The sequence below is a fragment of the Microcoleus sp. BM001215392 genome (assembly GCF_036700185.1).
Taxonomy (GTDB): Bacteria; Cyanobacteriota; Cyanobacteriia; order Cyanobacteriales; family Microcoleaceae; genus Microcoleus.
Map to the genome: position 1 here is coordinate 1 of NZ_JAUBOJ010000156.1, position 15,309 is coordinate 15,309.

Below are 15,309 nucleotides of genomic sequence, written 5' to 3' on the forward strand. Positions count from 1 at the left end.
ATTGGTTATTGGTTATTGGTTATTTGTTATTGGTTATTTGTTATTGGTTATTTGTATATCTCGCTTGTAGCCGAAACTCGATCCCCCTCGCATCCCCCGCATCGTTGCACCCACTTTGAGCGCTGTTGTCCCCCCCCTTAAAAAGGGGGGCGCCGGGGGGATCGAGAGGATTGTGACTCAGATAGAAGACTGATACTACCTTGACTGTAGAATTTAGATGCGCCTCAACTTAGCTGTCAATAGTCAACCGTCAACAGTCAACTATTAAAACAACTTTAGCCGATCGCGCAAAATCTCAGCTTGTTTTTGGGCTTCCGCCAAACCATCCCGCGCTACTTGAACCACAGCCGGGTCAGCTTTTTCCACAAACTTCTGATTAGTCAAACGCGCCGCAGTGTGCTTAATTTCCCCTTCGATCTTAGCCAACTTCTTCTCCAACTTACCACGCAACGCTACCAAGTCCACAACTCCAGCCAGAGGAATCAATACTTGCACAGTACCGACAACCCCAGCAATTGTCTGCCCTAAATCTGCATCTAAACTAGCTGTCACCGTCAGATTTTCGACTTTCGCCAAATCCTGAATGTAAACGCCTCCATCCAACAAAATTTGGCGTTCTTTTTCATTTTCGCTTTGCAAAATCGCCGTCACCTTCACACTGGGTTTGATCTCCGCATCAGCCCGCAAATTGCGAATAGTGCGAATTGTCCCGAACAACAACTCAAACTGCTGTTCTAACTCAGCATCAATTAGCGAGATATCAGCTTCAGGATAAGCTTGTAAAGCCAAACAATCACCATCACCCGTTTGAGTCAGAGTGTGCCAAATCTCCTCAGTAATGTGCGGCATAAAAGGATGCAGCAATTTCAGAATTCCTTCCAACACAAAAGCAAAAGTTTGCTGTGCAACTTTCTTAGAATTGGGTTCAGCATCCTGCTGTAAGCGAGACTTGACTAACTCAATATACCAGTCGCAAAAATCGCCCCAAATAAACTCGTAAAGCCCCTTCGCCGCTTCTCCCAAACCGTAATTTTCCAAACAAGTGCGACTTTGTTGTACAACTTGATAATACCGAGAAATAATCCAGCGATCGCACAATTCCAAACTACCACCTTCCACAGCAGGACTTCCCAATTGCTGCGGAGTCTGTCCTTCCAGATTCATCATCACAAACCGGGCGGCATTCCACAACTTATTAGTAAAATTCCGGGAAGTCTCAACTGATTTAGATTCATCAGTTTTGCGATCGTACTCCATGCGAATATTCTGCCCGGCCCCAATCACTTCCTTAACCAAAGTGTAGCGCAAAGCATCAGTCCCGTACTTCGCAATCAACAGCAGCGGGTCAATACCGTTGTTTTTACTCTTAGACATTTTGTGACCGTTTTCATCCAACACCAAACCGTGAATATAAACAGTCTCAAAAGGCATCTTTCCAGTAAAATGTCCGGCCATCATCGTCATTCTAGCAACCCAGAAAAAGATGATATCAAAACCAGTCACCAGAGTAGTTGTCGGATAGTAAAAATCCAAATCCTTAGTTTCGTCCGGCCAGCCCAAAGTTGAGAAAGGCCACAATCCCGAAGAAAACCAAGTATCCAATACATCTGGATCTCTTGCTAACTGGACATCCCGACCAAACTTAGCCTCCGCTTTTTCCCTAGCTTCAGTTTCATTTTTTGCCACCACAAACGGCGTTGTATCAGTAATTTCTCCCTGAGTTTCGCTAACAGCATACCAAGCCGGAATTTGATGACCCCACCACAATTGTCGGGAGATACACCAATCTTTTAGCTTCACCAACCAATCGCGATAAACCTTTGTCCATCTTTCCGGAACAAAGACTGGTGAGTTACTTTGATCTAATGCTTCTAACGCGCGCCCTGAAAGCGGCTCGATCTTCACAAACCATTGAGTAGATAGTAACGGTTCGACGGGGACTTTGCCGCGTTCGCTGTAGGGAACTGTATGTTTGTAGTCTTCAATTTTTACCAAAACGCCGTCAGTTTCCAACCGTTTTATCACATTTTTGCGAGCAACAAATCTGTCTTGTCCCTGGAACTCTCCGGCATTTTCATTTAAAGTGCCGTCCTTGTTCATAATGTTAATAAACGGCAAATTGTGGCGCTTACCCATCTCAAAGTCATTCGGATCGTGGGCTGGAGTCACCTTGACACAACCTGTTCCGAAAGTCGCGTCAACTAATTCATCGGCAAAAATTGGAATTTCGCGATTTACAATTGGCAAAGTGACAGTTTTACCAATCAGATGCTTGTAGCGATCGTCCTCTGGATTCACAGCAACGCCAGTATCGCCCAACATCGTCTCCGGCCGAGTCGTCGCCACCTCCAAATAACCAGAACCATCCGTCAAAGGATAGCGGAAGTGCCACAAATGCCCCTCAACTTCCTGCTGGTCAACCTCCAAATCAGACACAGCAGACTGACTCGCCGGACACCAATTCACCAAGTAATTGCCGCGATAAATCAGCCCCTCATCGTAGAGGCGGACAAACGCTTCTAAAACCGCAGCGGATAAGCCTTCATCCATCGTAAAGCGTTCCCGCGACCAATCGACAGACACGCCCAAACTGCGTAATTGATTAGTAATAGTATTGCCAGACTCAGCTTTCCATTCCCAAGCCCGTTCTAAGAATTTTTCTCGACCTAAATCGTGGCGAGTTTTGCCTTGTGCTTTGAGTTGTTTTTCGAGAATAGTTTGAACAGCGATACTAGCATGATCCGTTCCCGGCAACCACAGGGTATTGCGTCCAGTCATGCGGTGATAGCGGACGAGGACATCAATTAGGGTTTCTTCAAAGGCGTGTCCCATGTGGAGGCTGCCGGTCACATTGGGCGGCGGGATAACAACGCAGTAGGGTTCGCCGCCGCCTTCGGGGTCAGCTTTGAAGGTTTGGTTGTCTTCCCAGTATTTTTGCCACTTAGTTTCGGTGGCTTTCGGGTCGTATTGGGGTGGTAGGTTTGCGGTCATGGTGGCTTGAGAGTTTTATCTTATTTAGATTGTGCCACAGGTGAGGGAGGGTGAGGGGAAGTTGGGGAAAGTGCGATCTTTAAGGCTGGGCGGGTTTACGTTAAAATTAAGGTAAAATCAACAGGTTTGATGACATTATGAATGTAGCAGCACTTCGACATCAAATCGATCGATGGCTCGATCGACTCTCTCCAGAACATCTGACATTAGTTGCGAGTTTTATAGAGTTTCTAAGCCAAAAGCAACGTCAAGGGATAATCATTTCGCAAAATAATCTGCCAGAGGTTTTCTCAGCAGAAATCCAAGAGATGCCTGCTGCTAATTCTTTTAGTATTCCAGAACCCTCAGAAATTGACGGGGAGGGCCAATCTAAAGCAGCGCTTTTACAAGATTTTCGGCAGGCTTGGCATGAAGCCATGACTGGGAAAACCATTCCGGTTGAGCAAATGTGGGAAGGAATTGAAAATGACTGACTTGCCCTTGCATTTATCCAAACAGAACAGGACGAAAAAATTAGATGAAAACGCAATTAGATATTTTAAAACAGCTTTAATTGTGAATTGGGCAGTTTTCGGTGCAGGATGATGATATGCTAATTGAGTTAGCTCATAATTTTGACTATCAATGGCTGTTCCGCCAGAAATTAGCAACATCATAGCGCGGCTAAACCAAGAACTAACGACTATTGAGCAAGATGCAACCAGGGGACGGAACCTACTCCGCTCGGCTCTTGACCTTTTTCCAAACACTGATATTCTCGTTCAGTTTTTTGCCGTTCTCAATAATATCTTATTCATGGCAGAAAACTACAAAGGACAGATACAGACTATTGTTGAGCGAATCTCCCCGGATGATGTGCAGGCCGATGTAGTTCAGGATGCTGGAGAAGAACTGGGAGACTTGCTAGGTCGGGTGCTGGAAGCTAAAATAGGCATGGAACGAATTATTGCTAGATTGGAGAACTTACAATGAGACAGCTACCGGATGAAAAAGAATTACTTGAACTGCTGGAAATGACAAAAATAGTTGAACGGCAAATGATAGAAGTAGGTCAGATGATAACGGCGGTGGATGAGAAATCTGCAAAACGCATTGGTAAATTTAGAGAAGCAATGTTACAGAAAAAAGAAGTTTCAGGTGTTTGAGTTGAACCAGCAAAGAAAAAGCGATCGCAATTTGTGAAAAAAAAGTGCGATCGCTCTTAATTAGTTTACAAATTTTCCTATTCCCAGCGAATATTTCGCTCGTCCCCTACTACTTCCTTAGATCTATTTCACCTCTTTATAATCCACCCCATAACTCGTATCTCTCCCCGACAAATACGTAGTTTTCCCCGTCAAAGTCTCCAAAGTTTCTCTCGTTTTACTCGAAGTAATCGTATTCAGCGGCACTCCCAACTTGCTAGCCAAACCCGCCGCTACCCCCACGCCTTGTCCTTGATAAATATTCACCGTCGCAATTCGCCCGACTGATACCGCCATCCCGACATAACCGGACGATCGCCCGACGATCGCCAAATTACTCACTTTACTCGCTAAGGCGCTCTCTATCCCAAAATTATAGGTTGGCAGTGGCGGAATTCTCGATTCCAAATCCTTGACTCCGCCCCGCAAGTCGAAATCATAGGAAAAACTGCCGATCGACTTTTCTGCTTCAGTTCCCCCTTTCATAATCTCCTTTCCCGTCAGCGGATCTACCACATCCCGAACATTCAAAGTTTGTCTGATATAAATCTCTTCTGGGATAAATACTCTCACATCTTTACCAGATTTTTTTTGCAGCCATTCTTGGAGATGTGACATTTCTTTCACCATCTCAGAATTCGGTTTTCTGCCGTTAGCTTCCATCTTCATCAATTCGTCAACTTGGTATTTAAACAAAAAGCCGTTCCAAGACAGCGAATTATCTTTATAAACGCAAACATTGGCTTTATCAAAGAAGAATCCTTTATCTTGAGTAAAGGGCAATTTCCTGTCTACGTGATATGCCGCCCCTATAGCTACGCTTCTGATATTGTAGCCGTCTCGATATGCCTGATAAATCGGACTCAAGAAATTCCTCATCCAGAATTCTGTACTTGCGGGGTCTTTATATTTGGTAATGCTTGCTTTAATTTTTTCGACTAAAGGCGTGTCGTAGAGAATGTCATCTTCTATTTTGCGGAAGTCTGCCATCGTTAGCCCCGTAATTGTCGGCACTACAGATACTGCTAAAGTTTCATTTTTTGATTTGATGTTTTGCGATTCATATCCTGTATAATAAGATAATCCAGCTTTTCTTGCCAGTTCCGCGTCTTGAGTTACGTCAATAAAAGAGTGAGCTTGAATTTTGATATTGCTCTCTTTGACTTCGGCATATTCTATTTTTTTATCAACTAGGTGAGGAGTAAGAGTTGAGTGGGAAATAACTTTAACTCCGGCTTCCGAAAGCATCTCTCTCAGAGCTTTATCAGCGGTTTTTGGTTCCAAGCAAGATTCAGGAACATTCGCTTTGTCTAAGAATTCCCGGAAACATTGGGCGTAGGGTTGGCGGTACCAGTCGGGGATTTTATCTAAATCGACGTAGCCTAAGCCACCGCGGGTGAGTACGCCGCCCAAAAGAGCAGTTGCGTAGTTCGATCGCACAACAGCAACTTTACCCTTTTCACCTAAAGTCTTTTTTGCCCATATAGCCGCACATATCCCCGGTACTTCATCCCCATATACTACTACATCAAACTTTTGATCCGGTGATTTGTGCGGTTCTGCTGCGGGCGGGCTGCTGGATTTTTGCCGGATAGTTTCGGTGTCTGATGTGGCGCTGGCTGGGTTTCTGTGTGTGATGTCATTCGCAGCTTGTTGGAACTGCGGAGAGTCAACTAAAATTTTTACGGCTACGAAGAAGATTGCGATCGAAGCTAATTTCTTGAAAGTAAAGGGCATTTAGTTGACTCGTTGATAATTTTGGCAGACCTGAAAGTGCTGTTCAGGGTTTACGGAGTTGAATATAGCACGTTTAGGTAATTTCGGCACAAGTTGATTTTTTCCGGACACTGTTGGGATTAGTATTATTGAACCGCGAAGACGCGAAGAACGCGAAGGAAGAAGTAGGAAGAAGGAAGAAGTAGATTATCTTCTACCGAGAAGGGAGTTAATTATTGGAAATTTCAAATGAGAAATTTTGTAGCAGAGTTTGATGTTAAGTTTATTCACAAATTGTGCGACCGGCAAAAATCTGCTGCTACATTAGGAACTATAGATAAAAAATTAGCCTGTTACAAAGATTTAGAGCATCAGTTTAACAAGTGTATCTGCGGTGTTAAGTGCCAAATCAGGAGTTTTGGAATAAGGGCGATCGACTCACCGAAAAGCTGGGGTAGAGTAGATGCCGTGTATTAGTATCAACTTAGCCCAAAATACCGCTTAACCCGAAAGACCGCCAGGGGTTTAAACCCCTGGCTCATAGCGAAAGTCCTCTCAAAGAGGACTAATATGAAATCCGTTTTTCTGGTTCTATTTATTCTTTAAGTCTGTTAACGCGGACTTCTCAAAGATGGCAAACCCAGATTTGATGCAATGAGTTATTCAGTCCTCTTCGAGAGGACTTCAGCTTTGAGGCAGGGGTTTAAACCCCTGGCGGACTGCGGGTGTAACGTTAGTTTAATTGGACATCAATGGCACGGACACCTAAAGAATCGAAGAGCTAATTGTTCAAAAGACAAATCCCAGATATCAAAATTACCAACTTCACAGCGAGGCAGATGCAATAATAAACGAATCTTCTCAACCCAAACCCGGTGATGCAGTCCTTGGTGGCAACAATCCACCTCCCATCGGTTCAGCAGTTTTAGGAGGAATAGAAGGAGTCAAACAACGAAGTCCGCGCAACGCGAGACTAAAGAATCAAGCAGGTATTAAATAAGGATTTAATATTATTGACAATTATCCATATCTGAGTTGAAACGAACTTGATACCAAATCCCGCTTAAATATCCCCATAATTTCTTAGTCTCGCGTTGCGCGGACTTTGTTCGTGTAGAAGCGGTTTCAACCGCCGCTCGATCGCTCTTATTAATTTACCCTTAATTTCTCACAAAAAAAGAGGCGCACTCGCGCCTCTCAAATCTTTCATGTCAGAGTTCTAAACACTAACAGCAACTTTCGATTCTTTTGCAGTCAACTTCTCGTAAGTCGCCCGCATCTTCAATCCGACCAATACTTGGAACAAGCCAGTTCCATTGTTGGAACCAGGATATTCGCGGTGTTGGAGTAACAGGTGAGTCAACTCGCCTTCGTATTTCGCAGAAGTCTTGCTCAAGTGGCTTTCGATGTAAATCACTTCTTCGAGATTCTCGAACTGACCGTCTACTTCCAAAATCGAGACTTCGTGGCCGTAGAAAGCATCTGGGCCGTAGTACATCTTAATTCCGGGATAGGAACAAGTCAGTTTGCGGCCGCAAGGAATCCAGTTAATTGTCGAACCTTCGTCAAACAAATATGCAGGTTCAAAGTTGGCGATACCTTCGCGCTGAATCATTTGGACGCGCAGAACCTTCCGTTCTTTGTCATCTTTGATCAAGTTAGTCGGCAATACTTGAATTACCACGTCAGCATATTGCTTTTGTGGGTCGATGTAGGCTGTGAAATCTGGTTTGCGAGCATTGATCGCAAACAGCACGTCTTCGTAACGGTGGCCCCGTTCCGCCATGTCGCGCTGGATTTTCCAAGCAATTTTTACTTCGTCGCTGATGTCGAGGTAGACGCTGAAGTCGATGAGATTTCTCACTCGCTCGTCGTAAAGGGGGTGCAACCCCTCAATCACAATCACGTGATTCGGCTCTACCCGCTCAGGAGGATCGAGCAGACCGGTTTCGTGGTTGTAAATCGGCTTGTCTATTCCCCGACCTTCTTTGAGCGCCTTCATTTGCTCGGCCATTAGGTCAAAATTGTTCGCTCTCGGGTCAAGGGCGGTAATCCCTGTTTCCTTGCGTTGCTTGCGATCGAGACAATGATAGTCGTCAAGGCAGATTACAGTCACGAAATCTTCCCCGAACAAATCTGTCAATCGGCGCAAAAAAGTAGATTTTCCGCAACCGGAGTCTCCGGCTACGCCAATTAAAACCACGCGATCCGGCTTACTGGTCATAGTTTCCCTCTAACAAAATCACTGTTTACTAAGTAACTGAAGTTTAGATTCCACAAAATTTCAGCCCGCAGGTAGCTAAAAGCAGGCTCTCTGCGGGTTTGCTACCCCGAGAGGATCGAGCACTAACCAGCATACAGCAGTCAGTTGACTGCCTGCCCGGGAAGACCCAAGCAATCTTCAAGGCAAGAAATTAATACTAACTTTAGTGGTTAATCTTACCAGAATGCGTCCGCCCCCTACAAGCTCAACGTCATTTAGCTAAATCCTACTTTCAGCAATACAGGATTTAAATTGTATATTTCAGGCGTAGGAAAAATCGTCAAATCCTCTCCCCATCGGATCGTCTCCCTATCGGACTATCTCGCGCTCTGCTCAAATCATCACGAGTTATCGGGGCCGATCCCCCGATCGGGTAAAATATTGGCAGTACGCAGACAACAATAGCTATAGGTCAACACCTGAACGCAGCCGGGATCGGCTTTGCGTGGCGATCGGCTAAGGGGAATTAGAGGCGGAGCGATCTCAACTTGACACTCCCGCCTGCGCGACGAGGCTCAAAGATTCGCGCGGGCAAATTAGTCCAGGTGGCCTTAAGAAAAAAGTAAATTGAGTCTAACGTCACATTCTCTTTCTTTATAACTCTGTATCGTGAAGGACAAGCAACAAATGTACAGCCCAAGCATATCTGGTGTAGCGGCCAACTCAGAATCAGGCAACCGCATCTTTGTTTACGAAGTGGAGGGTATGCGTCAGAGCAAAGCAACTGACCAAATAAGTCACCCGATTCGCCGTAGCGGCAGCGTGTTTATCTCCGTGCCTTACGATCGCATGAATCAGGAAATGCGCAGAATTGCTCGCATGGGTGGCAAAATCGTCAGTATTCGCCCCTCAAACGGCGCTCCCGAAACTACTAATGGCAAAGTCGCACCAGAAGCAGGGCTACAGAGTCAGAAATCTGGAGAAAAAACTAAGCCCATGACTCAAGCCAAGGAAAAAGTTCAGGTTCCTGTTAACCTCTATAAACCTGCCAATCCCTATATTGGTAAGTGCATATCTACAGAAGAAATGGTCAGAGAAGGCGGCGAGGGCACAGTCCGTCACGTCACTTTCGACATTTCTGGTGGCAATTTGCACTATCTCGAAGGTCAAAGTATCGGGATTATTCCCGATGGAACCGATAAAAACGGTAAACCTCACAAAATTCGGCTTTACTCGATCGCCTCTACCCGTCACGGCGACCACCTCGACGACAAAACAGTTTCTCTGTGCGTCCGCCGCCTGGAGTACAAACACCCGGAAACAGGCGAACAAGTCCTCGGCGTTTGTTCGACTTTTCTGACAGGTTTGGAACCCGGAGCTGATGTCAAAATCACCGGCCCGGTAGGAAAAGAAATGCTCTTACCCGACGACGAAGATGCCACCGTGATCATGATGGCGACTGGTACGGGTATCGCTCCTTTCCGCGCTTATTTGTGGCGGATGTTCAAGGAAAATAATCCCGATTACAAATTCAAAGGTTTAGCTTGGCTGTTTTTTGGAGTTGCTTACACTCCCAACATTCTCTATAAAGAAGAGTTAGAGCAATTGCAGCGCGAGTTCCCCGATAATTTCCGTTTGACTTATGCCATCAGCCGCGAGCAAAAGAGTGCAGAAGGCGGTAAGATGTACATCCAAAACCGGATTCAAGAGAACGCAGACCAATTGTGGGAATTGGTTCAAAAGCCGAAAACTCACACTTACATCTGCGGTTTGAAGGGCATGGAAGGCGGCATCGATCAGGGAATGTCTGCTGCATCTAGCAAGCACGGCATTGACTGGGCTGGCTATCAAAAACAGTTGAAGAAAGATGGTCGCTGGCACGTTGAAACTTATTAATGTGTAGCTTGATTTAATCTGATTTGTAGGGCGGGCTTAGGCTTGCCCTATTTTTTTGTGAAACAGTTTTCAGCATTAAACAAGATTGCATAAATCTTTGATCTATCCTTCAACCGCAGATGCAAAGCAGATACACACAGATGATTTAAAAAGAGAAAAGTGAATGAATGCAATGCTAGTCTATTCAGGGGCAGATTCACCCAAGAAAAGTGTAAAATAGACTGTAAGCTCACCGAAAAAGGGAGATAATTGACATGATTTTAATTTCTACCCAACAACTTACATTTGAAGAGTATCTGAACTACCAGGGAGAATCAGGTGTTTGTTATGAGTTATATCGGGGACATCTCATTGAAATGCCAACACCTACAGCCCTACATATCAAAATCATTGAATTTTTGGTTTACCAGTTCCGGCGCTTCTTTGCCACACACAACCTACCGCTAGTTGCAATTGTGACTACCGCAGTCCGAACTGAGGAAAATTCTTCCCGCGTTCCTGATGTGGTGATTTGCACTCAGAGTCTTTGGGAACAAGTCTGCGCGCAACCAGGTTCCGCAGTGCTGGATTTTGAAGAAAAACCGCTGTTAGTTATCGAAGTTACCAGTCAAAATTGGCGCGACGACTACATCCGCAAACGGGCAGAATATGATTTGATTGATATCCCTGAATATTGGATTGTAGACGCCAATCAACCCAAAATTAGAGTGTGCAGCCGTCCCGAAAATGAAGGTAGTTATTCTCATCAGGAATTTTTGCCTGGAGATCGAGTTCAGTCTGTACAGTTCGCTGAATTTATTTTATCGGTGAATGAAGTGCTAGATCCGCCTCTAGTAGAAGATTTAATTCGAGCCGAAGAAGAACATCTACAGCAACTAGAACAGCAAAATGTGCAACTAGAACAGCAAAATGTGCAACTAGAACAGCAAGTTAATGCAGAAAGGCAGCGCGTAGAAAGATTGGAACAGCGGCTTCGAGAATTGGAGGTAGACCTGGATACATAACTTTAAAATTGCAATGCAAAGTCTGATGTAACGTCTGGATTAATTTGTCAGATCGTTTCTGAAGATAACAATCACAATCATATTGGTTCGTAGTGAGGACTTTAGTCCTTTAATTATGAGGACTAAAGTCCTCGCTACGAACTGTTTTTATTACGAGTGATTGACAGGACAGGATCTGATATAGAGTCTGACTTTTTAAAGAAGTCGGGGATCTGGGTATTCTATGAATGCCTGGTTGTCATACAATGATTGTAGATTAAGTGATTTTCTACGGGTCAAAGTCGTGGCTTTCAAAATTGGTTTGCTAGGTTTGGGTACGGTTGGCGCTGGAACAGCAGAGATTTTGCTCTCCGCAGATGGGCGCCATCCGCTGTTGCAGGAATTGGAAATTTATCGGGTGGGAGTGCGCGATATTTCTCGAACTCGGTCTTTACAATTGCCAGAAAATGTGCTGACAACTGACCTAGAGGCGATCGCCACTGACCCGGAAATTGATATTGTAGTAGAACTTATTGGCGGATTGGAACCGGCGCGATCGCTCATTTTGCAAGCGATCGCCAACGGTAAGCACGTAGTCACCGCCAATAAAGCAGTTATCGCCCGCTACGGTAATGAAATCTTTGACGCGGCTAACGCAAAAGGCGTTTATGTAATGCTAGAAGCTGCTGTCGGCGGCGGCATTCCGGTCATTCAAACCCTCAAACAATCTTTAGGTGCAAACCGCATCAAAAGTGTGACTGGTATCGTTAACGGCACAACTAATTACATCCTGACGCGGATGCAGAGTGAAGGCGCAGACTTTGGCGAAGTGCTCGCGGACGCTCAGCAATTAGGTTATGCCGAAGCTGACCCTACAGCAGATGTGGATGGATTAGATGCTGCTGATAAAATTGCTATTTTAGCCTCGCTGGCTTTTGGCGGACGCATCAAGTTAGCAGATATTCACTGCGAAGGTATCAGACAAGTTAGTGCGGCTGATATTGACTACGCCGATAAGCTGGGATTTGCGATCAAATTGTTGGCTATTGCTCAAGAAACTTCCCGAATTTCTGAGCAAAATGGGGATGCTGAAGGGGAACTCCTCTCGATTCGGGTGCATCCTACTTTTGTGCCGAAAGCTCATCCGCTGGCGAGTGTAAATGGTGTTTATAATGCAATTTTAGTCGAAGGAGATGCGATCGGGCAATTGATGCTTTACGGGCGCGGTGCGGGGGCTGGGCCCACAGCTAGCGCGGTAGTATCGGATATTTTGAATGTGGCTGCTATCCTGAAAACCGAAACTGTGCCGATTCCCCATCCTTTGCTGAGTTGCTCTCACCAACACTACTGCAAAATTGCCGAAATGAAGGAACTTGTGACTCGCTTTTACGCGCGCTTTCTGACGCGGGATACTCCGGGGGTAATTGGCAAACTCGGCACTTGTTTCGGCAACCACCAAGTTAGTTTGGAGTCGATTGTGCAAACGGGAATTCATGGCAATTTAGCAGAAATTGTTGTCGTGACTCACGATGTTCGGGAAGGTAATTTTCAACTAGCACTTGATGAAATTCGCGCGATGGAAGCAGTCGATAGTATTGCGAGTACGTTGCGAGTTTTGTAAGAATTGCACAAGGTTCGATCGTTCGGAATGCGAGTCCTTCTTTTCCTGAGGACTAAAGTCCGAACGATCGAACCTTTTAAAACGCGAAGTAGAGGTTTGAGCGTTCAGACTTTAGTCCTTCATGAATGCGGACTAAAGTCCTCACTACAAACCTTTTTTAGATCGTTTTTAATTTAGTATGGATCAATAAAATTGGATTTTGTCGATCGCCCTACAGGAAGGCACTTGCTAGATTCCCTCTACGAAAAGTTTGCCAAACCTCAATTACACGATACTGAGGAGTCCAGCAATCCCTCAATTTATGTTCGGCACCCAGAGGGGCAAGTTGTTGATGGAAATTATAGCATAGAAAAAGTCTTTGAAGACTTTCGCACTGGTTTTTATGCTGAAAGTCGCCTTCCGGTTTCTGGAAATAATCCGCCCGTGCTCGTGATTCGCGGATACGGTTCGTGGTATCCTTTCGATCGCGTTTTAGAAGATACGCCCGACGTGTTTGTGGCAAAACTAGAACGCCAGTTAAAAGCGGCGGAGACTGCGGGCGCTGTTGATTGGATAAAACAGCAATTTCGCAGCGGAAATCCGGCGGATGTCATCGGAGAAAGTTTGGGGGGCAAAGTTGCTCAACAGATTGTAGCAAAATACCCGGAGTATATTCGATCGACTGTAACGTTTAATTCTTTGGGCGTTGCCCAAAAGTTAGCTCAAACTTGCACCGCTCAGAATGTTTTCCACTACTTTACTTTAGGCGAAAGGTATGCTTTCTGGGCAAATGCAGGCGATTACGTACCGGGAACGATTTTTGTGATTTCTCAAAAAGGGAAAAACTGGTGGTATAAAATCGAAGAGGCGATCGTCCGAATGGCCCGTTTTGAAGGCAAGTTTCGCAAAAGGCGAGTCCTGGTGGTAATGTTGGCTCAGTGGCTGTTGTTAAATCGGCATAATGCGATCGTCCTCAACAAGAAAAAGCCGGTAGTCGTTGAGATCGATCGCGCGCAATTACAAATTTTCCGCAAAAACCGCTTTACCTAAACCCCTACCAAAGCCTTCGATGCGCCCGGTGACTGATTTTCCCGCGCTGCGACGGCGAGTACCAGACAAAGCGCTGCGATCGCTTTTTCCCACTCTTCCTTGACGGCGGTGGGTTGAACCCCATCAAAGGCGCTAACTAACCGAGGAATCGATCGATCTAATGCAAGTTTTGGAATGGATTTGTGCATCTCAACTAAATTAGTTAAACTCTCTTGATTCTTCAGAAAACCGACTACCCATTTCGTAGCATGATCTGGACTATCTGGGACATTTTTAATTCCTAATTCAGTTTGTAACCAGTCATAAAAAGCTGGGAGTTTTTGGGCTAAGACAGCGCCAGCAGTAGGCAAACTTTCTTTGAGTAAAGCAGTATCCAGACTTCCCAAGAGTTGATTGAATTCCGGTGAATCTAGCAAGCTGGTTAATGGAAGTGAGAGCAGGGCTTCGGAATCGTCAGGGGATAAATTTAAAGTGCGCGAAAATGTTGGTAACATTGGAAAGTCTCTCAGAAAGATGATGCTTTCACTATGCCAGTTACGCACAGCAATGAATATGAGCTACCTCATATTAGCTGAATAGGTTCGTTCGTAGTGAGGACTTTAGTCCGCAACAAAGAAGGACTAAAGTCCTCACTACGAACCTATATAGGAAGCTATATTTGAATATTTTAAACAAATTCTCCTTTCGCCACCATCACCACTTTACCTCCCACCAATACTTCTATTTCTCCCTGATTGCTTTCTGCTTTCAGCAACAGCAACGAAGGTCTACCAATTTCATAACCCTGTTCGACTCTCACATCAATTTTTGCTTCCCCGCAATAAGCATATTGTACCAAATATCCAGCCAAACAGCCATTGGCACTCCCCGTCGCCGGATCTTCGGGAATTCCTAAAGAATAAGCGAAAACTCGGACGTTCAAATCATTAATGTCGCTGTAAGTTTCGGGACAGAAAATTAAAATTTCTTTGGCTTCTGTGGTATTAATTAGTTCAAAATATTTATCTAAGTTGACTTGAGCTTTTTTGACGGCTGCGAGGGTTTTTAAAGGGACAATTATAAACGGTACTCCGGTAGAAACTTCTCGAATTGGGAATCTAGAATCTATTTCATCGACTTCTAAATTCAGCACGCCTGCGAGAGTTTCGGTTGGTAAAACTTGACCGAATGTTGGCGGGTTTTGTCGCATCCATAAAATATCTGCGGATTCGTTGCGATAATTGAAGGTGACTGGAATTTGACCCACGGCTAAATTGAGAATTACTCGATCGACCTTTTCGCCAATTATCTCTTGCTGTAACACAAACGCAGTCCCCAACGTCGGATGGCCCGCAAACGGCAATTCCTTCTTGGGCGTGAAGATGCGCACGTCGTAGCCGTTATTTTGCGGTTCGGGCGATCGAATAAACGTGGTTTCCGAATAATTGATTTCCTTCGCAATCAGCAGCATTTCGGCCTCTGAGAGTTCCGCAACTCCCGCGCCACAAAAGACAGCTAGCTGATTGCCAGCATATTTTGACTCGGCAAACACGTCAACGATATAAAAATTCATATTTCTCTCTTTTGATAATAGTTTGTAGTCAGGAATTTATATTTATCAATGTCAGATTAGGACTGAAACCAGTTCTATCTCTCGTTTATCGCCGAGGCCCGATCCCCCTAAATCCCCCTTAAGAAGGGGGACTT

General features: G+C 45.0%; 13 protein-coding genes. 8 read left to right on the forward strand and 5 right to left on the reverse strand.

The annotated features are described in order from the left end of the window. Positions 1-264: 264 nt before the first annotated feature. Positions 265-2,991: a valine--tRNA ligase gene (locus QT974_RS17595; RefSeq protein ID WP_333469728.1), complete on the reverse strand. Its 2,727-nt coding sequence runs from the start codon at positions 2,989-2,991 to the stop codon at positions 265-267. A gap of 137 nt (positions 2,992-3,128) precedes the next feature. Here QT974_RS17595 and QT974_RS17600 point away from each other — a divergent pair, with 137 nt between their 5' ends. The 3 genes from QT974_RS17600 (at position 3,129) to QT974_RS17610 (ending at position 4,136) form a co-directional block, all read left to right on the forward strand. Further along, the gene (locus QT974_RS17600; protein WP_333469729.1) at positions 3,129-3,464 is read left to right on the forward strand and encodes a hypothetical protein; all 336 of its coding nucleotides are present in this window, start codon (positions 3,129-3,131) and stop codon (positions 3,462-3,464) included. A gap of 322 nt (positions 3,465-3,786) precedes the next feature. Then, a complete protein-coding gene (locus QT974_RS17605) occupies positions 3,787-3,963 on the forward strand; it encodes a hypothetical protein (RefSeq protein ID WP_333469730.1) in 177 nt (58 codons plus the stop codon). Beyond that, on the forward strand, positions 3,960-4,136 hold the full coding sequence (locus QT974_RS17610; RefSeq protein WP_293174304.1) for a hypothetical protein: 177 nt from the start codon (positions 3,960-3,962) through the stop codon (positions 4,134-4,136). The genes QT974_RS17605 and QT974_RS17610 overlap by 4 nt, the downstream gene beginning before the upstream one ends. A 123-nt stretch (positions 4,137-4,259) precedes the next feature. Here the strand turns inward: QT974_RS17610 and QT974_RS17615 are convergent, their stop codons facing one another. Next, positions 4,260-5,912, reverse strand: coding sequence for an FAD-dependent oxidoreductase (locus QT974_RS17615; protein WP_333469731.1), 1,653 nt, complete (start codon positions 5,910-5,912; stop codon positions 4,260-4,262). A 228-nt stretch (positions 5,913-6,140) separates the two neighbouring features. On the opposite strand from QT974_RS17615, the gene QT974_RS17620 reads away from it, so the two are divergent. Further along, positions 6,141-6,368, forward strand: a complete 228-nt coding sequence (locus QT974_RS17620; protein ID WP_333469732.1) for a hypothetical protein — start codon at positions 6,141-6,143, stop codon at positions 6,366-6,368. A gap of 742 nt (positions 6,369-7,110) precedes the next feature. Here the strand turns inward: QT974_RS17620 and QT974_RS17625 are convergent. Then, positions 7,111-8,115, reverse strand: coding sequence for a phosphoribulokinase (locus tag QT974_RS17625; protein ID WP_293174286.1), 1,005 nt, complete (start codon positions 8,113-8,115; stop codon positions 7,111-7,113). 666 nt (positions 8,116-8,781) lie between these two features. On the opposite strand from QT974_RS17625, the gene petH reads away from it, so the two are divergent. The 4 genes from petH (at position 8,782) to QT974_RS17645 (ending at position 13,623) form a co-directional block, all read left to right on the forward strand. Further along, positions 8,782-9,990 (forward strand): ferredoxin--NADP reductase, encoded by a 1,209-nt coding sequence (petH, locus tag QT974_RS17630; protein ID WP_333469733.1) that lies wholly within the window; start codon positions 8,782-8,784, stop codon positions 9,988-9,990. Positions 9,991-10,244: 254 nt separating this feature from the next. Beyond that, positions 10,245-10,994 (forward strand): Uma2 family endonuclease, encoded by a 750-nt coding sequence (locus tag QT974_RS17635; RefSeq protein ID WP_333469734.1) that lies wholly within the window; start codon positions 10,245-10,247, stop codon positions 10,992-10,994. Between the two features lie 283 nt (positions 10,995-11,277). Next, complete coding sequence (locus QT974_RS17640) at positions 11,278-12,594, forward strand: homoserine dehydrogenase (RefSeq protein WP_333469735.1); 1,317 nt, start codon at positions 11,278-11,280, stop codon at positions 12,592-12,594. Between the two features lie 192 nt (positions 12,595-12,786). Beyond that, positions 12,787-13,623 (forward strand): hypothetical protein, encoded by an 837-nt coding sequence (locus tag QT974_RS17645; RefSeq protein WP_333469736.1) that lies wholly within the window; start codon positions 12,787-12,789, stop codon positions 13,621-13,623. On the opposite strand, the gene QT974_RS17650 is transcribed toward QT974_RS17645, so the two are convergent. Beyond that, complete coding sequence (locus tag QT974_RS17650; RefSeq protein ID WP_333469737.1) at positions 13,620-14,117, reverse strand: hypothetical protein; 498 nt, start codon at positions 14,115-14,117, stop codon at positions 13,620-13,622. The genes QT974_RS17645 and QT974_RS17650 overlap by 4 nt on opposite strands. Before the next feature lie 173 nt (positions 14,118-14,290). Further along, positions 14,291-15,175, reverse strand: coding sequence for a PhzF family phenazine biosynthesis protein (locus tag QT974_RS17655; protein WP_333469738.1), 885 nt, complete (start codon positions 15,173-15,175; stop codon positions 14,291-14,293). Positions 15,176-15,309: the final 134 nt, after the last annotated feature.